18 protein-coding genes and 1 tRNA gene are annotated in these 20,236 nt (G+C 73.2%); 10 read left to right on the forward strand and 9 right to left on the reverse strand.

All coding sequences use genetic code 11. The annotated features are described in order from the left end of the window. Window positions 1–247 precede the first annotated feature (247 nt). The 4 genes from AC07FV_RS05150 (at window position 248) to AC07FV_RS05165 (ending at window position 4,411) form a co-directional block, all read left to right on the forward strand. On the forward strand, window positions 248–1,720 hold the full coding sequence (locus AC07FV_RS05150; RefSeq protein WP_479084715.1) for an alkaline phosphatase PhoX: 1,473 nt from the start codon (window positions 248–250) through the stop codon (window positions 1,718–1,720). Next, window positions 1,713–1,841: transfer RNA gene (locus AC07FV_RS05155), tRNA-OTHER, on the forward strand. Before AC07FV_RS05150 ends, AC07FV_RS05155 begins: the two co-directional genes overlap by 8 nt. A 355-nt stretch (window positions 1,842–2,196) precedes the next feature. Beyond that, window positions 2,197–3,780 carry a TROVE domain-containing protein gene (locus AC07FV_RS05160; RefSeq protein WP_479084717.1) on the forward strand — a complete coding sequence of 528 codons (1,584 nt, stop codon included), beginning with the start codon at window positions 2,197–2,199 and terminating at the stop codon, window positions 3,778–3,780. A 64-nt stretch (window positions 3,781–3,844) separates the two neighbouring features. After that, window positions 3,845–4,411, forward strand: a complete 567-nt coding sequence (locus tag AC07FV_RS05165) for a TetR/AcrR family transcriptional regulator (RefSeq protein WP_479084718.1) — start codon at window positions 3,845–3,847, stop codon at window positions 4,409–4,411. 40 nt (window positions 4,412–4,451) lie between these two features. Here AC07FV_RS05165 and AC07FV_RS05170 read toward each other — a convergent pair whose 3' ends face one another. From AC07FV_RS05170 to AC07FV_RS05205, 8 genes are all read right to left on the reverse strand, one after another. Next, complete coding sequence (locus AC07FV_RS05170) at window positions 4,452–5,669, reverse strand: TerD family protein (protein WP_479084897.1); 1,218 nt, start codon at window positions 5,667–5,669, stop codon at window positions 4,452–4,454. An 84-nt stretch (window positions 5,670–5,753) separates the two neighbouring features. Beyond that, the gene (locus AC07FV_RS05175; protein ID WP_479084720.1) at window positions 5,754–5,975 is read right to left on the reverse strand and encodes a hypothetical protein; all 222 of its coding nucleotides are present in this window, start codon (window positions 5,973–5,975) and stop codon (window positions 5,754–5,756) included. A gap of 119 nt (window positions 5,976–6,094) precedes the next feature. Further along, a complete protein-coding gene (locus AC07FV_RS05180) occupies window positions 6,095–7,084 on the reverse strand; it encodes a zinc-dependent alcohol dehydrogenase family protein (protein ID WP_479084721.1) in 990 nt (329 codons plus the stop codon). After that, window positions 7,081–7,956: a carbohydrate ABC transporter permease gene (locus tag AC07FV_RS05185; protein ID WP_479084722.1), complete on the reverse strand. Its 876-nt coding sequence runs from the start codon at window positions 7,954–7,956 to the stop codon at window positions 7,081–7,083. The genes AC07FV_RS05180 and AC07FV_RS05185 overlap by 4 nt, the downstream gene beginning before the upstream one ends. Then, the gene (locus AC07FV_RS05190; RefSeq protein ID WP_479084723.1) at window positions 7,953–8,897 is read right to left on the reverse strand and encodes a carbohydrate ABC transporter permease; all 945 of its coding nucleotides are present in this window, start codon (window positions 8,895–8,897) and stop codon (window positions 7,953–7,955) included. The genes AC07FV_RS05185 and AC07FV_RS05190 overlap by 4 nt, the downstream gene beginning before the upstream one ends. Continuing rightward, a complete protein-coding gene (locus tag AC07FV_RS05195; RefSeq protein WP_384693199.1) occupies window positions 8,894–10,264 on the reverse strand; it encodes an ABC transporter substrate-binding protein in 1,371 nt (456 codons plus the stop codon). Before AC07FV_RS05195 ends, AC07FV_RS05190 begins: the two co-directional genes overlap by 4 nt. Before the next feature lie 87 nt (window positions 10,265–10,351). Continuing rightward, window positions 10,352–11,122 (reverse strand): DeoR/GlpR family DNA-binding transcription regulator, encoded by a 771-nt coding sequence (locus AC07FV_RS05200; RefSeq protein WP_479084899.1) that lies wholly within the window; start codon window positions 11,120–11,122, stop codon window positions 10,352–10,354. Window positions 11,123–11,393: 271 nt separating this feature from the next. Continuing rightward, complete coding sequence (locus AC07FV_RS05205; protein ID WP_479084724.1) at window positions 11,394–12,203, reverse strand: NAD-dependent epimerase/dehydratase family protein; 810 nt, start codon at window positions 12,201–12,203, stop codon at window positions 11,394–11,396. 224 nt (window positions 12,204–12,427) lie between these two features. Between AC07FV_RS05205 and AC07FV_RS05210 the strand changes: the two genes are divergently transcribed. Both AC07FV_RS05210 and AC07FV_RS05215 read left to right on the forward strand, forming a co-directional pair. Continuing rightward, complete coding sequence (locus AC07FV_RS05210; RefSeq protein ID WP_479084726.1) at window positions 12,428–13,375, forward strand: 5-dehydro-4-deoxyglucarate dehydratase; 948 nt, start codon at window positions 12,428–12,430, stop codon at window positions 13,373–13,375. Continuing rightward, window positions 13,372–14,550, forward strand: a complete 1,179-nt coding sequence (locus tag AC07FV_RS05215) for a hypothetical protein (protein WP_479084728.1) — start codon at window positions 13,372–13,374, stop codon at window positions 14,548–14,550. Before AC07FV_RS05210 ends, AC07FV_RS05215 begins: the two co-directional genes overlap by 4 nt. A gap of 70 nt (window positions 14,551–14,620) precedes the next feature. Here AC07FV_RS05215 and AC07FV_RS05220 read toward each other — a convergent pair whose 3' ends face one another. Then, entirely contained in the window at window positions 14,621–15,886 is a 1,266-nt protein-coding gene (locus tag AC07FV_RS05220; protein ID WP_479084730.1) for an MFS transporter, read from the reverse strand. A 150-nt stretch (window positions 15,887–16,036) separates the two neighbouring features. Between AC07FV_RS05220 and AC07FV_RS05225 the strand changes: the two genes are divergently transcribed. The 4 genes from AC07FV_RS05225 to araD all read left to right on the forward strand — a co-directional run bounded on the left by AC07FV_RS05225 (window position 16,037) and on the right by araD (window position 20,159). Then, window positions 16,037–16,648, forward strand: coding sequence for a TIGR03086 family metal-binding protein (locus AC07FV_RS05225; protein WP_479084731.1), 612 nt, complete (start codon window positions 16,037–16,039; stop codon window positions 16,646–16,648). Between the two features lie 219 nt (window positions 16,649–16,867). Continuing rightward, window positions 16,868–17,536: a GntR family transcriptional regulator gene (locus AC07FV_RS05230; RefSeq protein WP_479084732.1), complete on the forward strand. Its 669-nt coding sequence runs from the start codon at window positions 16,868–16,870 to the stop codon at window positions 17,534–17,536. After that, a complete protein-coding gene (locus tag AC07FV_RS05235) occupies window positions 17,533–18,441 on the forward strand; it encodes a dihydrodipicolinate synthase family protein (RefSeq protein WP_479084734.1) in 909 nt (302 codons plus the stop codon). Before AC07FV_RS05230 ends, AC07FV_RS05235 begins: the two co-directional genes overlap by 4 nt. Further along, window positions 18,438–20,159: an L-arabinonate dehydratase gene (araD, locus tag AC07FV_RS05240; RefSeq protein ID WP_479084736.1), complete on the forward strand. Its 1,722-nt coding sequence runs from the start codon at window positions 18,438–18,440 to the stop codon at window positions 20,157–20,159. Before AC07FV_RS05235 ends, araD begins: the two co-directional genes overlap by 4 nt. Window positions 20,160–20,236 lie beyond the last annotated feature (77 nt).

Here is a 20,236-nt window from a genome sequence, read left to right on the forward strand (position 1 = left end):
GCCTCGGCACCCTGCGGGCCCTCCCGCCCCGGCGGCTCCTCTCCGGGCGGCTGCACCGGTGCACCGCGGTGGGGCGCCTATGGCCCGCCCCCCCCCCGCGCCCCGGCGGACGGCGCCGGGAGAGGTCGCCCCCAGTTCAACTCTCGTTCAGGCACGCGCGGGCTCCCCGTTCAGGCGGGGGCGCGACCGTGACGCCGAACCGAGGTCCGCCACCCTCCACGGCACGTCCACCGTCACAGGAGACACCATGTCGCTCACCCGCAGGGACTTCGCCGGCCGATCCGCGCTCACCGGCGCCGGGATCGCGCTGGCGGGCAGCGTCGGCGCCCTCGCCACCGCCCCGAACGCCCTCGCGTCCACCGACACCGAGCGCGCGGGGCAGGAGCACGGCGAAGGCCACGGACACGGACACGGGCACGACCACGGTGTCGGCTACGGACCGCTGGTCCCCGACCCGGACGGCATCCTCGCCCTGCCCGAGGGCTTCCGCTACGAGATCGTCACCTACTGCGGCCGGACCAAGCTGGAGTCGGGCGAGTTCACCCCCTCCAACCACGACGGCACCGCCACCTTCGAGGGTCCGCGCGGCACCACCCTCCTCGTCAACAACCACGAACTCGGCGGCCACCGCGACGACTGGCCGCACCCGGTCCCCCTCACCGAGGGCCTCGTCTACGACCCGGCCGCCGCCGGCGGCTGCACGGTCGTCGAGGTCCGCCGCGGCGGACACGTCGCCGAATGGGTCGGCATCGCCGGCACCGCCACCAACTGCGCCGGCGGCAGCACCCCGTGGGGCACCTGGCTGACCTGCGAGGAGACCGAGGACAAGGCCGGCGAGGAGGGGATGACCAAGGACCACGGCTACGTCTTCGAGGTCGACCCCGAGGACCGCCGCGCCAACCGGGACCCGAAGCCGATCAAGGCGCTGGGCCGCTACGCCCACGAGGCCGTCGTCGTCGACCCCAGGCGCGGCCACCTCTACCTCACCGAGGACGCCTCCGGCCCCAACGGACTGCTCTACCGCTGGGCGCCGCCGGAGGGCTTCCGGCACGGCCGCGGCCGGCTGCGCACCCTCGCCGACGACGCCGGGGTCCTCCAGGCCTTCAAGTGCTTCGACTCCGGTGGCAAGTTCGTCGACGACCTCTCCCGCGCGACGAGGACCGGAACGGTCTACGGCGTGGACTGGGTCGACGTCCCCGACCGCGACGCGCGGACCACCTCCGTCCGCAAGCAGTTCACCGCCGGACAGGTCACCCGCGCCCGCAAACTGGAGGGCATGTGGTGGGCGGACGGCGGCGCCTACATCGTCTCCTCCTACGCCCGTGACGAGAGCCCGGGCCGCCCGCACGACGGCCAGGTCTGGTTCTACGACCCCAAGCGCCGCACCCTCACCCTCAAGGTCCTCCTCGGCGTCAACGCCGACCCGTCGGCGGACGGCGCCTTCGACGGCCCGGACAACATCACCGTCTCCCCGTACGGCGGCCTCGTCATCGCCGAGGACGGCGACGGCGTCCAGCACCTGTTCGGCGCCACCGACAGCGGCCGCACGTACCCCATCGCGCGCAACGACCTCAACGTCGGATCGGAGGAGGAGCCCGAGTTCAGCGAATTCACCGGCGTCACCTTCTCGCCCGACGGCAGGACTCTTTACGCCAACATCCAGGACCCGGGCATCATGCTGGCCATCACCGGGCCGTGGAAGCGGCAGAAGCGCCGGTAGTTAATTCGCTCGCCCGAGCGGTGGCCGCCCTTTTAGAGTGATGCACGTCCAGGTGCGAAGGCAGGACCTACTTCCACTGATAATGGGGCGGCCACGGGTTCGAGTCCCGTCACCGGCACCACGCGCCGGTGTAGCTCAGGGGTGAGAGCACCTTGTCGGTTCCGCCGACCTGAACTCTGGACACCAGAACTCCCCGCACCTCCCGGTGCGAGGGCTGCGGCTACTTCGTTCTCATCGAAAAGACGCCGCGGCCGAACTGATCTCGGGAGGCGCGACAGACGGTGGCGCCCGGTGCGCAGGCGGCGGGTACTTCAGGATCGGATCCCGAAAGGGGTGCGGGTTCGAATCCCGTCGTCGGCTCGGGTCCGACGTGGTGGAAACGGAAGACACGTCCGACTTTCTCCGCCGCCGACCTCGTCCTCGGGCACCCTCCTTCTGTCGCGCCTTCCACCGAAAAGAATTCGGGGGAATTCACGATGGCGCGTTTCAACACCAGGGCGGCGAAGGCGCAGCCCACCTCGCGGGTGACGTCGACGGGGCGCGTATTGCGCACCTACGAGGGCGGCCGGGGACGCGAGCGCGACCCGCGCTCGGAACTCTTCCTCCTGGCGGTGACCCACTTCGTGACCCAGCAGGCGTTCTACGAGACCGGTGCCGCCCGCGACGACCGCTTCACCGCGCTCGTGCGCGACCTCGCCGTCACCGACCCCTCCTGGACGGCCGGCCTGCTCGGCTGGCTGCGCGGCGAGGGCAACCTGCGCACCGCCTCGGTCGTCGGAGCCGCCGAGTACGTCAAGGCCCGCCTCGACGCCGGCGCCACCGACGGCCCCACGGGCCGGCAGGTCGTCGCGTCCGTCCTCCAGCGGCCCGACGAGCCCGGTGAGCTGCTCGCCTACTGGACGTCGAGGTACGGCCGTGCCGTGCCCAAGCCGGTCAAGCGGGGGATCGCCGACGCCGTACGGCGGCTCTACCACGGCAGGTCGCTGCTCAAGTACGACACCGCGTCCAAGGGCTACCGCTTCGGCGACGTCCTCAACCTGGTGCACGCGGCGCCGGACCCGGACAAGCCGTGGCAGGGCGAGCTGTTCCGGTACGCGCTGGACCGCCGGCACCACCCGGACACCGCGGTGCCGCCCGCCGCGGACCGTCTGCTCACCGCGCACCGCGAGCTGATGGCGCTGCCCGTCGGCCGGCGGCGAGCGGTCCTCACGGCGCCGGGCGGGGCCGAGCGGCTCGCGGCGGCGGGCATCACCTGGGAGATGCTGGCGGGCTGGCTCCAGGGGCCGATGGACAAGGCGGCCTGGGAGGCCGCGATCCCGTCCATGGGGGCGATGGCTCTGACCCGCAACCTGCGCAACTTCGACGAGGCCGGCGTCTCGGACGAGGTCGCGGCCCGGGTGGCGGCGCGGATCAGCGACCCGGAGCAGGTGGCGCGCTCGCGGCAGTTCCCCTTCCGCTACCTCGCCGCGTACCGGCACGCGCCCTCGCTGCGCTGGTCCTACCCGCTGGAGCAGGCGCTCGGCCACTCGCTGGCCAACGTGCCCGCGCTGCCCGGCCGGACGCTGGTCCTCGTGGACCGCTCGGGCTCGATGTTCTACTCGCGGCTGTCGAACCGCTCGGAGCTCAACCGGGCCGACGCGGCGGCGGTCTTCGGCACGGCGCTCGCACTGCGGGCGGCCGACGCGGATCTCGTCGAGTTCGGTACGTCGAGCAACCGCGTGGCCTACAGCAAGGGCGAGTCGGTGCTGAGGGTCCTGGAGCGCTTCGGCGACCTGGGCGGCACCGACACGACCGAGGCGGTCCGGCGGCACTACCGGAAGCACGACCGGGTGCTGATCGTCACCGACGAGCAGTACGCGTACAACCGGCACGGCGACCCGACCGAGCAGGTTCCGGAGCGCGTTCCGGTCTACACCTGGAACCTGGCCGGACACCGGGCGGGCCACGGCCCGTCCGGCCGGGACGGCCGGCACACCTTCGGCGGTCTGTCGGACGCCGCCTTCCGGATGGTTCCCCTGCTGGAGGCGGCCCGGGACGCGGACTGGCCCTGGGCGGCCTGAGCCGGTCGCGGACGGTGCGCGGTAGGGTGCGCCAAAGGTTGCCTGGTGGGCGGGGAGTGGCGGTATGGCGCAGGTCAGGCCCATGCGTGCGGATGCCCGGCGCAATCGTGAGCGGCTGCTCGTGGTGGCGGCCGAGGCCTTCGCCGAGCACGGCGAGGGCGCCTCGCTGGACGACATCGCCCGGCGGGCCGGGGTCGGCGTCGGCACGCTGTACCGGCACTTCCCGACCCGGCGGGCGCTGCTGGAGGCCGCCTGCCTGGAGCGGATCGAGGCGATCGCGGCACGTGCGGACGTGATCGCGGGAGAACTCCCGCCGGGCGAGGCGCTGCTCGCGTGGCTCGAGGAACTGGCCGCCGGGATGCTCCAGGTCCGGGGGCTCAGGGCGCTGCTGGGCACGGCCGTCACGCAGGACGGTCCGGCGGCGGACCGGGCGTGCGGCGACTGCCTGCGGGGCGCGGTGGCGCGGCTGGTCCGGGCGGCCCGGGACGAGGGCACGCTGCGGGCGGACGTGGAGCCGATCGAGGTGCTGCGGCTGGTGCACGGGGTGGCGACGGCCGCCGAGTCGGCGGAGGCGGAGGGCGGGTCCGTGCGCCGCTACCTGTCGTTGGTGTGGGGCGGTCTGCGGGCGTAGGGGCTCCCCCCGGGTACGGGGAGCCCCTACCCCCGGTGACCTACAGGGCCTTGGCGGCCGGCTTGACCATGCCGCGGACGGTGCGGGACTTCACGAACTCGCCCATGGCCGTCATCTCCCACTCGCCGGAGTACTGGCGGATCAGCTTCGCCATCATCACGCCGGTCTGCGGCTCGGCGCCGGTGAGGTCGAAGCGGACCAGTTCCTCGCCGCTCGCGGCGTCGATGAGGCGGCAGTACGCCTTGGCGACCTCCGTGAACTTCTGGCCGGAGAACGAGTTGACCGTGAAGACCAGACCGCTGACCTCCTGCGGCAGCCGGCCGAGGTCGACGACGATGACCTCGTCGTCGCCGCCGCCCTCTCCGGTGAGGTTGTCACCGGAGTGCTTGATCGCGCCGTTCACGATCGAGAGCTTGCCGAAGTAGCAGCTGTCGATGTGGTTGCGCTGCGGGCCGTAGGCGATGACCGACGCGTCCAGGTCGATGTCCTTGCCGCGGAACGCGGGCTCCCAGCCGAGGCCCATCTTGACCTGGCTGAGCACCGGGCGGCCGCCCTTGACCAGGGAGACGGTCTGGTTCTTCTGGAGGCTGACCCGGCCCTTGTCGAGGTTGATCTTGCCGGTGCCCGGGGCGGGGGCCGGCGGTGCGGCCGGTGCCGCGGGCGGCGCGGCGGGCATCGTGGGCGCGGCGGCGGGCGGGGGCGGGGGAGTGGCCGCCTGCGACCGCGCCGGCGGGGCGGGTGCGGCGGGCTGGGCCGGGGCGGCCGGCTCCTCCACCGTCACACCGAAGTCGGTGGCGATGCCGGCCAGGCCGTTCGCGTAGCCCTGGCCGACCGCGCGGGCCTTCCAGGCGCCGTTGCGCAGGTAGACCTCCACGATCACCAGGGCGGTCTCGGTGCCGAGCTGCGGGGGCGTGAAGGTGGCGAGGACGGAGTTGTCGTCCGCGTTGCGGATGGTGGCGGTGGGCTCGATGCCCTGGAAGGACTGGCCGGCGGCGTCCGGGCTGGCGGTGACGACGATCTTCTCGATGCCCGGCGGGACGGCGGCCGTGTCGACGACGATCGCGTCCGGGGCGGAGCCGCCGCCGGAGCGGTAGGTCACGCCCTGGCCGGTGGGCTGGTTGTAGAAGATGAAGTCGTCGTCGGAGCGCACCTTGCCGTCGGCGGTGAGCAGCAGGCCCGATACGTCGAGCCGCACGGGCGCGGCGACGTCCACCGTCACGCGGGCGGCGGAGAGGGGGATGTTCGAGCCGGGGGTCATAGCTGTCATGCCGGGTGAACGAGCGAGGGCGTTTTACCGTTCCCTTACCCGGGGGCCAATCGGGTCAGAGGGCCGAAGGCCTGGTCAGTGGCGGTTTCGGGGGTGGTTGCGGGCGGTGCGTTCGTTGCCGCGCCGGTAGTTGCCCGTCCAGCGCGCCATGACCAGCTGGGGGTCGCCCGCGGTGACCTCTTCGAGGAAGCGGGCGGCGCGGGAGCCGTTGAGGGTGGTGGCGGGGCGGTCGTGGTGGGTGATGTGGACGGTGCCGTTCGACGTGGTGGTGTGGGCGAAGCCGTTCGGTCGGGGCATGCGGGGATCGTAGAGGGGGGCGGGCGGGGTGCCCAGGGGTTTTCGTCCCCGTCCCCGCCCCCGCCCGCGGCCTGGGCTTCGGCGGCCTCGTCCTCAACGCCGGACGACGGGTCCCTCCGTCACGGCACCACCACGATCTTCCTGCCCACCCCCGCCGCGAACTGCTCCAGGGCCTCGGGGTAGCGGTCCAGCGGCACGCGGTCGCTGATGAAGACGTCGGGGTCCAGGACGCCGTTCGCGAAGAGCTCGGCCGCGCGTTCGTAGCTGTGCAGGACCGCCATCGAGCCGGTGATGGTGATCTCCTGGTTGTAGATCCGGTACGGGTCGATCTGCACCCGCGTCGCGTAGTCGGCGACGCCGAACTGGAGGAAGGTGCCGGCCTTGGCGACCCGGTCCAGGCCGTCCTGGATGGCGGCCGCGTTGCCGGTCGCGTCGATGACCAGGTCCCAGCCCTGGGGCCGGTCCAGTTCGTCGGGGGTCGCGGCGCAGCCCGAGACGCCGAGGCCGCGGGCGGTCTCCAGGCGGGCCGGGTTGAGGTCCACGACGTCCACGCTCGCCGCGCCGGTGCGTTTGGCCAGCTCCAGCATCATCAGGCCCATCGTGCCCGAGCCGTAGATCAGGACGTGGGCGCCGAGGCGGGACCGGAGGACGTCATAGCCGCGGACGGCGCAGGACAGGGGCTCGATCAGGGCGGCGTCCTGGGTGCGGACGTGCTCGGGGAGCTTCACGCAGTTCGCCACGGGGGCCACGGCGTACTGCGCCGCGCCGCCCGCCGTGGTGACACCGATGGCGGCCCAGCGTTCGCAGAGGTTGTTGTGGCCGGTGCGGCAGTAGCGGCACTCGTGGCAGTAGAGGGAGGGGTCGACCGCCACCCGGTCGCCGACCGCCACCTCCGTGACCTGGGTGCCGACGCCGACCACCTCGCCGGCGAACTCGTGGCCCGGCACGATCGGGAGCTTGGGCGCGAACTCGCCCTGGAGGATGTGCAGGTCGGTGCCGCACAGGCCGCAGGCGGCGACCTCCACGACGACCTCGCGCGGCCCTGGCGTCGGGTCGGGGACCTCGGTGACGACGGCGCGGCCCACGGACTCGATGACGGCGGCCTTCATTTCACGGCTCCAAGCGACAGGCCCTGGACCAGTTTGTCCTGGGCGGCGAACCCCGCGGCGAGCACCGGCAGGGAGATGACGAGCGACGCGGCGCACACCTTGGCGAGGAAGAGGCCCTGGCTGGTGATGAAGCCGGTCAGGAAGACGGGGGCGGTCTCGGCGACCACGCCCGTCAGCACCCGGGCGAAGAGCAGCTCGTTCCAGCTGAAGATGAAGCAGATCAGCGAGGTGGCGGCGATGCCGGGCAGGGCGATCGGGGCGACCACCCTGGCCAGGATCGTCGGCAGTCTCGCGCCGTCCACCCGGGCCGCCTCGATGATGGCGACCGGCACCTCGGCCAGGAAGGACTGCATCATCCAGACCGCGATCGGCAGGTTCATGGAGGTGTAGAGGATGACGAGCAGCCAGATGTTGTCCAGCAGGTCGGTGTTCTTGGCGAACAGGTAGATCGGCAGCAGGCCGGCCACCACCGGCAGCATCTTGGTGGAGAGGAAGAAGAACAGGACGTCCGTCCACTTCTTCACCGGACGGATGGAGAGGGCGTACGCGGCGGGCAGGGCGAGGACCAGGACCAGGAGGGTCGAGGCGATCGACGCCACGGCCGAGTTGGCCAGCGCCGGCCAGGGGCTCGCGCCGCCGCCCGCGCCGAAGAACTCGCGGTAGCCGTCCAGGGTCAGGGAGGCGGCGAAGGACGGCGGGTTGGTGGCGGCGTCCTGCTCCGAGTGGAAGGAGGTGAGCGCCATCCACGCGATGGGCAGGAAGAAGACGATCCCGGCCAGCCAGGCCACCAGGCCCAGCCCGGCACCGGCCTTGCGGCGGGTCGGTCCGGTCCCGGTGCGTACGGCGGCGGGTCGTGCGACGGTGGCGCTCATGAGCGGCCGGCCTCCTCGCGGAACAGGGACGACACCACGCGCAGCGCGAAGGTCGCGATGATGATCGAGCCGATGACGACCAGGACGCCGGCGGCCGACGCGAGGCCGTTCTCGTGGGCCTGGTAGAAGCTCTGGTAGACGGTGTAGGGCAGGTTGGCCGTGCCCAGGCCGCCGGAGGTGAGGGTGAAGACCGCGTCGAAGTTCTGGACGATGTAGATCGAGCCGAGCAGGGCGCCCAGCTCCAGGTAGCGCCGCAGGTGGGGGAGGGTGAGGTGGACGAAGATCTGCCAGTCGCTCGCGCCGTCCACCCGGGCGGCCTCGATCTGCTGCTGGTCCCGGCTCTGCAACCCGGCCAGCAGGATCAGCATCATGAAGGGCGTCCACTGCCACACCAGCGCGGCCTCGACGGCGAGCAGCGGGGTGTTGGAGATCCAGTCCGGCTGCGGGCCGCCGACGTAGTGCAGCAGGCCGTTCAGCAGGCCGTACTCGGGGTTGTAGAGGACGTGCTTCCACAGCAGGGCCGCCGCCACCGGGACCACCAGGAACGGGGCGATGAGCAGGGTGCGGACCACGCCGCGGCCCTTGAACCTGCGGTCCAGCAGCAGGGCGAGGGCGAGGCCCAGGACCAGGCTGGCCAGGACCACGGCGACGGTCAGCAGGATCGTCGTCCACACCGACCCGCGCAGGTCGGCGTCGCCGAGGACGTCGCCGTAGTTGGCGAAGCCGGTGAAGCGGCGGGCGTCCGGGTAGAGGGAGTTCCAGTCGAAGAAGGAGATCACCAGGGTCGCCACGAAGGGCAGCTGGGTGACCGCGATCATGAAGATCAGGGCGGGCAGGAGCGGCGCGCGGGTGGCCCAGGCGCGCAGCCGCGGGGACGGCCGGCGGACGGGGGTGCGGGCCTGGTCGGGTGCGGCCGAGGGGGCCGTGGTCGTGGCGGTCATCGTCCCTCGTACTCCTCGGAGATCTTCTCGGCGAGCTGCTGGGACTTCTCCAGGGCCTCCTCGACGGACTGCCGTCCGGCGATGGCCGCGCTGATCTCCTGGGAGACCTTGGTGCCGAGGTCGGTGAACTCGGGGATGCCGACGAACTGGATGCCGGGCGCTGGGCGCGGCTGGACCCCGGGGTCCTTGGGCTTCGCGCCCTCGATGGCCTCCCGGGTCATCTCCTGGAAGGCGGCGGCCTCCTTGCGGTAGGCCGGGTTCTCGTACGTCGAGGCGCGTTTGCCGGCCGGCACGTTGGACCAGCCGACCTCGTCGCCGACGAGCTGCTCGTACTCCTTGCTCGACGCCCAGGAGACGAACTTCCAGGCCTTGTCGGTGTTGCGGGAGGCCTTCTGGATGCCCCACGCCCAGGTGTAGAGCCAGCCGGAGGTGTCGGTCTTCTCCACGGGGGCGGGGGCGTAGCCGACCTTGCCCTTGACCGGCGACTCGGCGGCGTCCAGGGAGCCGGCCGCGGAGGTGGCGTCGTACCACATGGCGACCTTGCCCTGGGTCATGTTGTTGAGGCACTCGGCGAAGCCGGACTGGGCGGCGCCCGACTGGCCGTGCTCGCGGACGAGGTCGACGTAGAACTTCGTCGCCTTCTCCCATTCGGGGGAGTCGAGCCGCGCCTGCCAGTCCTGGTCGAACCAGGTGCCGCCGAAGGTGTTCACGACCGTCGTCAGGGGCGCCATCAGCTCGCCCCAGCCGGGCAGGCCGCGCAGGCAGATGCCCTTCATGCCGGGCTCGGAGCCGTCGAGCTGCTCGGCGAAGGAGGCCACCTGGGTCCAGGTGGGGTGCTCGGGCATGGTCAGGCCCGCCTCGGCGAACAGGTCCTTGCGGTACATCAGGAAGGACGACTCGCCGTAGAAGGGCTGGCCGTAGAGCTTGCCGTCGTCACCGGTGAGGGACTCGCGCATCGGCCCGAGGACGTCCTTCTCGTCGTACGCCGGGTCCTTGGCGACGTAGGAGTCCATCTCGTGCAGCCAGTCGTTGCGGGCGTAGATCGGTATCTCGTAGTTGGAGAGGGTGGCGGCGTCGTACTGGCCGGCCTGGTTGGCGAAGTCCTGGCTGATCTTGTCGCGGACGTCGTTCTCCGGCAGGACGGTGAAGTTCACCTTGATGCCGGTCTCCGCGGTGAAGTGGTCCGCGGTGAGTTTCTGCAACTCGACCATCTGCGGGTTGTTGACCATCAGGACGTTGATGGCGTCGCCGCCCGATCCCGCCCCGCCCGCTCCGACCCAGCAGCCGGAGAGCAGCGGGGCGAGCAGCGTCCCTGCGGCGGCCGTGGCGAGCGTGGCTCGCGGCCTCCGTCGGCTCTGGGTTCGCATGGATCGCTCCTGAACATATGGGGAGGTATGGGGCAGTGGGGGAGTGCGTGGGTGCCCGGTGGGGACGAGGGCGGACGGACCCGGTCGTCAGACGCGGACGACCTGCGGGCCGAGCAGTGAGTAGCGGTGGGCCTCGGCCGCGGGGAGCAGGGTGCTGGTGACGATCGCGTCCAGGGCACCGACGTCCGCGAAGCGGCAGAAGCTGACCGCCCCGAACTTGGTGTGCGTGCCCGCGAACACGGTGCGGCGGGCGGCGCGGATCGCCTGGGCCTTGACCTCGCTGACCGCCGGGTCGGGCGTGGTGAGGCCGTGTTCGCGGGAGATGCCGTTGGCGCCGATGTACGCCAGGTCGATGACGAAGCCGGCCAGCATCTTCGTCGTCCAGTGGTCGACGGTGGCCAGCGTGCCCGGGCGGACCCGCCCGCCGAGCAGCAGGACGGAGGTGTCGCCGGCCTCGGCGAGGGCGCCGGCGACCGGCAGGGACGCGGTGACCACGGTCAGCGGCCGGTCCCGGGGCAGGGCCTCGGCGATGAGCTGCGGGGTGAAGCCCTCGTCGACGAAGACCGTCTCCGCGTCGCCGAGCAGTTCGGCCGCGGCGGCGGCCACCCGGCGCTTCTCGGGCACGTGGCTGGTGGCGCGGAAGGCGAGCGTGGTCTCGAAGCCGGCGCTCTCCACGGGGTAGGCGCCGCCGTGGGTGCGGCGGACCAGGCCGTGGTCCTCCAGGGCGCGCAGGTCCCGTCGTACGGTCTCCTTCGCGACGCCCAGGTCGGCGGCGAGCGCGGTGACGTCGACCGAGCCGGTGGCGCGGGCGATCCGCACGATCTCGCGCTGGCGTTCCTCCGCCGTCCTCGTGCCCATGCCGAACACCTGCCTCACCGCCTCGTCGCCGTACTCCTGCCCGTTCGGGCCCGTCGGACCCATGGGGGAATTTCTACAGCGGCGGTGCGGCACTGACCAGGCCTGTTGCGGGCCCGATGCTGCCCGATCGTGCCCGCTTCGGTCACCGGGCGCCCGCCGCGGACCTGGTACGCGACGGCACGGGGAGTGGGAACGGGCGGCGCGGGTGCCCGTATACGGAGGCGGGCGGGCCCGTTCGGTGCCCGCCCGCCCCGTGATCGACCGGTTCCGGTCAGTGCGGCCAGATCGGGGGGTCGGTCACGAAGTGGCCGCCCAGGCGGGCGTGCGCCGGCTCGTCCGGGTCGAGATCCCCCTGTGCGGCGATGAGCGCGGCGGCGAACGGCTCGGAGTCGTCCTGCGGTGCGTAGCCGAGCGCCCGCGCGGAGGTGAGGTCCCACCACAGGCGGGTGTTGGCCGACGAGCCGTACACGACGGTGTGTCCGACGCCCTCGGCGGTGAGGGCGGCGTGGAAGAGGCGGGCGCCGTCGCCGGGGCTCATCCACACCGAGAGCATGCGCACGCTGGTCGGCTCGGGGAAGCAGGAGCCGATGCGGACGGAGACGGTCTCGATCCCGTGCTTGTCCCAGTAGAACTGGGCGAGGTCCTCGCCGAAGGACTTGGACAGGCCGTAGAAGGTGTCCGGGCGGCGCGGGGTCTCGACGGGGATGAGCGGGTCGTCGCCGCGGGGGCGCGGGGTGTAGCCGACGGCGTGGTTGGAGGAGGCGAAGACGATGCGGTCGACGCCCTCCTCGCGGGCGGCCTCGTAGAGGTGGTGGGTGCCCTCGATGTTGGCCTTCAGGATCTTCTCGAAGGGGGCTTCCAGGGAGATGCCCGCGAGGTGGATGATCGCGTCGACGCCCCGGACCGCCTCCCGCAGGGCCGCCCGGTCGGCGAGGTCGGCGACGATCGCGTCCGGCTCGCCCTCGATCGGGCGCAGGTCGAGCAGGCGCAGCTCGTAGCCGAAGGCGGGGAGCAGGTTCCGCATCAGGGTGCCGAGGCCGCCGGCGGCGCCGGTGAGCAGAACGGTGCGGGGAGCGGGCATCCTCGAGGCTCCTAGGTCTCCTGTGGTGCTCCTGGACCGTCGGCCGTACGCATGAGCGGCTGACGTTCATATGCGTGGACACGCTAAGGAACCCGTGGTCAGCCGTCAAGGGCTGGCCTTCTTGACGGTGTTCGTGAGGCGGCTTAGCGTGGGCGCGTTCAGAAATATGGACGCAGATCATGAATATGACGCAGATCGATCTCTCTCTCGAATGGGGAGCGCCCGTGACCTCAGCCCCTCTCGCCGCCCGGCTCACCGCCCCGGGCGGACCGCTGTTCTTCCCCGTCACGGCGTACGGACCCGGCGGCGAGGTCGACCTCGACGTCTTCCGCACGCACGTGCGCCGCGGGGTCGAGGCCGGGGCGTCGGCCGTCTTCGCCTGCTGCGGCACCGGGGAGTTCCACGCGCTGACGCCCGAGGAGTTCCAGGCCTGCGTCCGGGCGGCCGTCGAGGAGACCGCGGGGCGGGTGCCGGTCCTCGCGGGTGCGGGCTACGGCACCGCCCTCGCCGTGCGCTGGGCCCGCCTCGCCGAGGAGGCCGGCGCCGACGGGCTGCTCGCCATGCCGCCGTACCTGGTGCTCGCCGGGCAGGAGGGGCTGCTGCGGCACTACCGCGAGGTGGCCGCGGCGACCTCCCTGCCGGTGATCGTCTACCAGCGCGACAACGCCGTCTTCACCCCCGGGAGCGTGGTCGAACTGGCCCGCACGGAGGGGATCGTCGGCCTCAAGGACGGGCTCGGCGACCTCGACCTCATGCAGCGGGTGGTCAGCGCCGTGCGCACCGAGGTGCCCGGCGACTTCCTCTACTTCAACGGGCTGCCGACCGCCGAGCAGACCCAGCTCGCCTACCGCGCGCTCGGCGTCACCCTCTACTCGTCCGCCGTGTTCTGCTTCGCCCCCGAGATCGCCCTCGCCTTCCACCGGGCGCTCGGCTCGGGCGACGAGGCCCTCGCGCACCGCCTGCTGGACGGCTTCTACCGGCCGTTCGTCGAACTCCGCGCCCAGGGCCGCGGGTACGCCGTCGCGCTGGTCAAGGCCGGCGTCCGGCTGCGCGGACTTGACGTGGGGGAGGTACGGCCGCCCCTCCAGGAACCGGCCGAGGAGCACCTGAAGCAGCTCGCCGAGGTGATCGAGCGGGGCTACGCGCTGCTCGACGGCGAGGAGACCCGGTGAAGACGTCGGCCTTCCTCTACCCCTGGGACGTCAACGGCGACCCGGACGCCGCCGCGCGCGTCGCGGGCACCGGCGTGGCACAGGTGACGCTCGCCGCCGCCTACCACTCCACCCGCGCCCTCACCCCCCGCCACCCGCGCCACCGCGTCGTCACCGCCGAGTACGCCGCCGTCCTCTACCCGCCGGACCCCGCCCGCTGGGAGGGCCGCGACCCGCGCCCGTACGAGGCCGGCGACTGGGCGCCCGGCGACGCGTACGGCGAGGCCGCCGCCGCGCTCGCGGACGCGGGTCTGGAGGTGCACACCTGGGTCGTCCTCGCCCACAACTCCCGCCTCGGCGCCGAGCGGCCGCACACCTCGGTCGTCAACGCCTACGGCGACCGCTACCCGTGGGCGCCCTGCATCGCGCAGCCCGCCACCCGCGCGTACCTCACCGACCTGGCCGCCGAGGCCGCGGTACGGCCGGGAGCGCGGGGGACCGAACTGGAGTCCCTCGGCTGGTACGGGCTCGCCCACCTGCACGCCCACGACAAGACCGGCGGGGTCGGCCTCGGGGACGCCGGGCAGTACCTGATGTCGCTGTGCTTCTGCCCGCACTGCCGGGAGGGGTACGGGGGCCAGGACATCGACGCCGACGCGCTGGCCGCCGGGGTGCGGGCCGCGCTGGAGCCGGTGTGGCGGGGGACGGCGCCGTCGGACGGCGGCTGGACGGGCGTGGAGAAGCTCCTCGGCGAGGCCCCGGCGAACGCCACGCGCGCGTGGCGGGACGAGACCGCCCGCACCCTCCAGGAGGCCGCGGTCACGGCCGTGCGCGCCGCCGCGCCCGACGGCTTCCAGGTCCTGCTGCACGCCGACCCGGTGTCGTACCACTGCGGCGCCAACGCCGGCGTCGACCCCGCGCACATCCTCTCCGTGGCGGACGGGGTCGTCGTGCCCTGCACAGGCGGCGCGGGTCTGCTGACGCCGTTCGCCGAACAGGGCCGCGCCGAAGCCGTCCTCGCCGCCAACCTCACCGTCGTCTCCGGCATGGGCGGCCGCCCGGACACCCTCGCCGCGGACGCGGCACACGCGCGCGAACGGGGCGCGACGGAGCTGCGGCTGTACCACGCGGGGCTGGCGTCGGACGCGGACCTGGAGGCGGTACGGGCGGGGCTGGGGGGACCGGCGGGGCGGTGAGCGGGAGGTTCCGGCGCGGTGGGCGTGGCTCCGTGGTGCGGTGAGGTGTGCGGCGCCGGTCCCGGGCGGCTCAGCCGGGGCCGGGGGCCGCGGGCGTCCCGGCGGCGGGGGCGTCCTCGGGCGCCGGCCGTCGGGCGAGCGGTACCGCGGCCACCAGTGCCGTCGCCCCCAGGGCGGGCAGCAGCACCCGGAGGTCGACCAGCTCCACCAGTACCGCCCCCACCGCCAGCCCGAACACGGTGGGCACGAAGACCAGGGAGTTGGCCGTGGCCGCGACCCGGCCCATCAGCGGCCCCGGCGTCGCGCGCTGCACCGCGGTCAGGGCGGCGACGAGCACGGCCGGCATCCCCGCCCCGGCCGCGACGCCGGACGCCAGGGCCACCGCCTCGTACGGCACCGCCCGCACCGCCAGCGCCACCGCCAGCAGCGCGATCCCGGCCGCCGCGAACCGCCGTTCCCCCAGACGCCGCAGCGCGGGCCCCGCCACCACCCCGATCAGCAGTGAGCCGGCGCCCTGGGCGGCGTACAGCACACCGGCGTAGGCGGGGGAGTGGCCCAGCGCGTCGACGACGGCGTACACCGTCGGTCCGCCGACGCCCGCGCAGAGCATCATGGCGCCGCCCGCGAGGACGAGCGGGCGCAGCCGCGGGTGGCCCCACAGGTACCGGGCGCCCTCCGCCGTCCGCCGCCGCCAGTCGGTCGCGGGCCGCCGAGGCCTCTCCTCCTCGACCCGCAGGGCCGCGCACACGCCCGCGGCCAGCACGAACGTCACCGCGTCCAGCGCCACCACGCCCGCGCCGCCGAGCGCCGCGTACACGAGCGCCCCCACCGGCGGCGCCACGAGCTTCATCCCCTCGCCCGCGGTCATGCGCAGCCCGTTGAAGTCGCCGAGCAGACGCCGGTCGACGGCCGCGGCGACGAGCGCCGACTCGGCCGCGTCGTGGACGACGCCGGCCGCGCCGTAGAGGAACAGCACCGCGAACAGCAGCCACACCGTGTCCGGCGAGTCCACGACGAACAGGGCGGGCAGGAGGGCGGCCGTCAGCAGGTTCAGGGTGATCAGCAGGGGCTTGCGGCGGACCCGGTCGGCCGGCATGCCCAGTGCCGGTCCCGCCAGGGCCGGCGCCCACATCGCGAGCATGCACAGCGCCGCCAGTCCGTCCGAGCCGGTGAGGTCCTTGACCCAGACACCGGACACCAGCCACAGCGCGGAGGTGCCGAAGCCGGACACCACCACCCCGGTGAGGTACAGGCCCGCGTTGCGGTCGCGCAGGACGCGGACCACGGGCCAGGCCCCGGGCGTCGTCTTCCTCTTGCGTGTCGTCCTTGCCGTCATGCCTGGTCATCGTGGTCCTGAGGGGCGGGCCCGGACATCGGGCACATGACCTAGGACGAGCCCCGGAAGCCGATGAGTTTCGCGGCCGGGATCGGTCTGTCTCCTCAGAGGGCCGACCCGCGGACGGCCCGCGTCCCCGAGGAGCAGCAGATGACCGACGGCACCCCCACCCCCACCCGCACCCTCGACCTCACCCCGCAGACCCAGGTGCTCGCCCGCCTCGCCGAGGGCGTGTCCGAGGGGCGGCTCGACGACCCCACCCCGTGCCCGGACCTGGCGGTCCGCCACCTGCTCGGCCACCTGACCGGTCTGGCCACCGCCTTCCGCGACGCCGCGCGCAAGGACCTGGGCGGCACCACCGACACCGACCCCGGAGCGGCCGTGGCGGACATCGGCCCCGGCTGGCGCGAGGAACTGGGCACGGCGCTCGCCGAACTCGCCGAGGCGTGGCGCGCACCGGACGCCTGGACCGGCATGACCCGGGCCGGCGGCATCGACCTGCCCGGCGAGGTCGCCGGAGCGGTGGCCGCCGACGAACTGGTGATCCACGGCTGGGACCTGGCCCGCGCGACCGGCCAGGAGTACCGGCCCGACCCGGCCGCCCTCCAGGCGTCGTACGGCCTGCTCGCGGCCGCGTCCGAGGAGTCCGACCGGGACGCCGGCATGTTCGGCCCCGTCGTCCCCGTCCCCGCCGACGCCCCGCTCCTGGACCGGGCGGTGGGGCTCAGCGGGCGCGACCCGGGCTGGACGAGGCCCGCCTGAGGACGACGCACCGCCCTCGGCCCCCGACGACCCACCGCGCCCAACTTCCTTTGTCAGAAGCATTGACGTGGCTCCGCGCCCCTCTTACCTTCAACGCGTCGTACTCCGTACGTCATATATGAGACGCGATACGCGAGATCAGATACGCGAGGGCTCCCACGGGACCCGGCACGCGGTATCCGGCCCGCGCATCCGACGCGAAGACTCCGAGAGGCGCGCATGACCTCTGTGCCCACGCCGATCCCCTCCCGCACGCAGTACGTGCTGGAGGAGATCAAACGCCGCATCCTCACCGGCCGGCTCACCCCCGGCCAGGCCCTGGTCGAGACCGACCTTGCCGCGCAGTTCGGGGTGTCCAAGACACCGGTGCGCGAGGCGCTCAAGACGCTGGCCGGTACCGGGCTGGTCGTGATGAGCCAGTACAAGGGCGTCACGGTGCGCATGGTGGACGCGGACATGGCGCGCGAGGTCTACGACGTGCGGCTGCTCCTGGAGCCCGAGGCGCTGCGCCGCGCCGTGCGCCGCGGGGCCTCCCTGGAGGCCGCGACGGACGCGCTGACCCGCGCCGACCGGGCCACCGACACGGCCGAACGCTCCCTCGCCAACCGGGAGTTCCACCGCGCCCTGTACGTGCCCTGCGGCAACCCGCTGCTCGGCCGGATGCTCGACGAGGTCCGCGACCAGGCGGCCCTCGTCTCCGCCGTCGCCTGGGCCGCCGACCCCTCCTGGGAGCGGGAGGCCTGCGAGCACCAGGAGATCCTGCGCCTCGCCCTCGCCGGTGACGCGGACGGCGCGGCCCGCGCCCTCCACGCCCACATCGCGTCCTTCGTCGAGCGGGCCTTCCCCGGAGCGGGAGCCCGGGCCCAGGAAGAGGACGGTCAGGCATGACAGCGACGTTCGAGACCCAGCGGGCGGCCCTGGCCGACGTGGTGGCGATCCCGGTGACCCCGTTCGCCGAGGACGGCACCGTCGACCCCGCCACCTACCGGGCCCTGCTGCGTCGTCTCCTCGACGGTGGCATCACGACCCTCACCCCGGGCGGCAACACCGGCGAGTTCTACGCCCTGACCCCGGCCGAGCGGACCCTGGTGGCCGAGCTGACCGCGGAGGAGGCCGGCGACCGCGCCGCGATCCTGGTCGGCGTCGGCCACGACGTGCCCACCGCGGTCGCCTCCGCACGGCACGCCCGGGACCTGGGCGCCACCATGGTGATGGTCCACCAGCCCGTCCACCCCTACGTCGCCCAGAGCGGCTGGGTCGACTACCACCGCGCCATCGCCGAGGCCGTGCCCGCCCTGGGCGTCGTGCCCTACATCCGCAACGCCCGGCTCCCCGGCGCCCGGCTCGCCGAACTCGCCGACGCCTGCCCCAACGTCATCGGCGTGAAGTACGCCGTGCCGGACGCCGCCCGGTTCGCCGCCTTCGCCCGCGACGCCGGCCTCGACCGCTTCGTGTGGATCGCGGGGCTGGCCGAGCCGTACGCGCCCTCGTACTTCTCCGCCGGCGCCACCGGCTTCACCTCGGGACTGGTGAACGTCGCCCCGGCCGTCTCGCTCAACATGATCGAGGCGCTGCGGGCCGGGGACTACCCGGCAGCCATGAAGGTCTGGGAGCAGATCCGCCGCTTCGAGGAGCTGCGCGCCGCCGACGGCTCCGCCAACAACGTCACCGTGGTCAAGGAGGCCCTCGCCTCGCTGGGCCTGTGCCGCCGGGAGGTCCGCCCGCCGAGCCGGCCGCTGCCCGAGGACGAGCGCGCCGAGGTCGCCCTGATCGTCGCGGGGTGGTCGGCGTGAGGCCCCCGGAGCAGCTCCGCAGCCACCAGTGGTACGGCACGGACGGCCTGCGCTCCTTCAGCCACCGCGCCCGCACCCGCCAGCTCGGCTACCTGCCCGAGGAGCACCTCGGCAAGCCGGTCATCGCCATCCTCAACACCTGGTCCGACATCAACCCCTGCCACGTCCACCTGCGCGACCGCGCCCAGGCGGTCAAGCGGGGGGTCTGGCAGGCGGGCGGCTTCCCGCTGGAGTTCCCGGTCTCCACGCTCAGCGAGACCTTCCAGAAGCCGACCCCCATGCTCTACCGCAACCTCCTCGCCATGGAGACCGAGGAGCTGCTGCGCTCCTACCCGGTCGACGGCGCCGTCCTGATGGGCGGCTGCGACAAGTCCACCCCCGCCCTGCTCATGGGCGCCGCCTCGGTGGACCTGCCCGCGGTCTTCGTGCCCGCCGGGCCCATGCTCCCCGGGCACTGGCGCGGCGAGACCCTCGGCTCCGGCACCGACATGTGGAAGTACTGGGACGACAAGCGGGCCGGCCTGATCGGCGACTGCGAGATGCAGGAACTGGAGAGCGGCCTGGCGCGCTCGCCCGGCCACTGCATGACCATGGGCACGGCGTCCACGCTGACCGCCGCCGCCGAAGCGCTCGGCGTCACGGTCCCGGGCGCCTCCAGCATCCCGGCCGTCGACTCCGGGCACGACCGGATGGCCGCCGCGGCCGGACTCCGTATCGTCGAACTGGTCCACAAGGACCGGAAGCTGAGCGACATCCTCACCGCCGACGCCTTCGAGGACGCCGTCACCACCGTCCTCGGCCTCGGCGGCTCCACCAACGCCGTGATCCACCTGATCGCCATGGCCGGCCGGGCGGGCGTCACCCTCACCCTGGACGACTTCGACCGCGTCGCCCGCACGGTCCCGGTCCTCGCCAACGTCCGCCCCGGCGGGCAGAAGTACCTGATGGAGGACTTCCACTTCGCCGGCGGCCTGCCCGGCTTCCTCTCCCGCATCACCGACCTGCTCCACCTGGACCGGCCCACGGTCGCGCACGACACGATGCGCGAGCAGCTGGCAGGCGCCCGCGTCCACGACGACGACGTCATCCGCCTCCGGGACAACCCCGTCGCCACCGAGGGCGGGGTCGCCGTCCTGCGCGGCAACCTCTGCCCCGACGGCGCCGTCATCAAGCACATCTCCGCCGAACCGCACCTGCTCAAGCACACCGGCCCCGCGGTCGTCTTCGACGACTACCGGACCATGCAGCGCACCATCAACGACCCGGACCTGAACATCACCGCCGACAGCGTGCTGGTGCTGCGCGGCTCGGGCCCCAGGGGCGGCCCCGGCATGCCCGAGTACGGGATGCTGCCCCTCCCCGACCACCTGCTCAAGCAGGGCGTACGGGACATGGTGCGGATCTCCGACGCCCGGATGAGCGGGACGAGTTACGGCGCGTGCGTGCTGCACGTGGCACCCGAGTCGCACGTCGGCGGACCGCTGGCCCTGGTGCGCACCGGCGACCCGATCACCCTCGACGTCGGGGCGCGCCTCCTGCACCTCCACGTGGACGAGGCCGAGCTGGAGCGCCGCCGCGCCGCCTGGACACCGCCGCCCGCCCGCTACGAGCGGGGCTACGGCGCGCTCTACGACGAACAGATCACCCAGGCCGACACCGGCTGCGACTTCGAGTTCCTGGCCCGCCCCGGCAAGGTGCGCGACCCGTACGCCGGCTGACCCCCCCGGTGCGGAGGAAGACCTCCGCACACCCCTGCACCCGCAGAAAGCGCTTCCTGTACGACCCGCGCACGACA

The organism is Streptomyces sp. NPDC045956, assembly GCF_056430705.1.

What these genes read in the sequence shown, in the direction of transcription:
- AC07FV_RS05150 (WP_479084715.1), top strand. Translation starts at nt 248, where the DNA reads ATGTCGCTCACCCGCAGGGACTTCGCCGGCCGATCCGCGCTCACCGGC.
- AC07FV_RS05160 (WP_479084717.1), top strand. Translation starts at nt 2,197, where the DNA reads ATGGCGCGTTTCAACACCAGGGCGGCGAAGGCGCAGCCCACCTCGCGG.
- AC07FV_RS05165 (WP_479084718.1), top strand. Translation starts at nt 3,845, where the DNA reads ATGGCGCAGGTCAGGCCCATGCGTGCGGATGCCCGGCGCAATCGTGAG.
- AC07FV_RS05170 (WP_479084897.1), bottom strand. Translation starts at nt 5,669, where the DNA reads ATGACCCCCGGCTCGAACATCCCCCTCTCCGCCGCCCGCGTGACGGTG.
- AC07FV_RS05175 (WP_479084720.1), bottom strand. Translation starts at nt 5,975, where the DNA reads ATGCCCCGACCGAACGGCTTCGCCCACACCACCACGTCGAACGGCACC.
- AC07FV_RS05180 (WP_479084721.1), bottom strand. Translation starts at nt 7,084, where the DNA reads ATGAAGGCCGCCGTCATCGAGTCCGTGGGCCGCGCCGTCGTCACCGAG.
- AC07FV_RS05185 (WP_479084722.1), bottom strand. Translation starts at nt 7,956, where the DNA reads ATGAGCGCCACCGTCGCACGACCCGCCGCCGTACGCACCGGGACCGGA.
- AC07FV_RS05190 (WP_479084723.1), bottom strand. Translation starts at nt 8,897, where the DNA reads ATGACCGCCACGACCACGGCCCCCTCGGCCGCACCCGACCAGGCCCGC.
- AC07FV_RS05195 (WP_384693199.1), bottom strand. Translation starts at nt 10,264, where the DNA reads ATGCGAACCCAGAGCCGACGGAGGCCGCGAGCCACGCTCGCCACGGCC.
- AC07FV_RS05200 (WP_479084899.1), bottom strand. Translation starts at nt 11,122, where the DNA reads ATGGGCACGAGGACGGCGGAGGAACGCCAGCGCGAGATCGTGCGGATC.
- AC07FV_RS05205 (WP_479084724.1), bottom strand. Translation starts at nt 12,203, where the DNA reads ATGCCCGCTCCCCGCACCGTTCTGCTCACCGGCGCCGCCGGCGGCCTC.
- AC07FV_RS05220 (WP_479084730.1), bottom strand. Translation starts at nt 15,886, where the DNA reads ATGACGGCAAGGACGACACGCAAGAGGAAGACGACGCCCGGGGCCTGG.
- AC07FV_RS05225 (WP_479084731.1), top strand. Translation starts at nt 16,037, where the DNA reads ATGACCGACGGCACCCCCACCCCCACCCGCACCCTCGACCTCACCCCG.
- AC07FV_RS05230 (WP_479084732.1), top strand. Translation starts at nt 16,868, where the DNA reads ATGACCTCTGTGCCCACGCCGATCCCCTCCCGCACGCAGTACGTGCTG.
- AC07FV_RS05235 (WP_479084734.1), top strand. Translation starts at nt 17,533, where the DNA reads ATGACAGCGACGTTCGAGACCCAGCGGGCGGCCCTGGCCGACGTGGTG.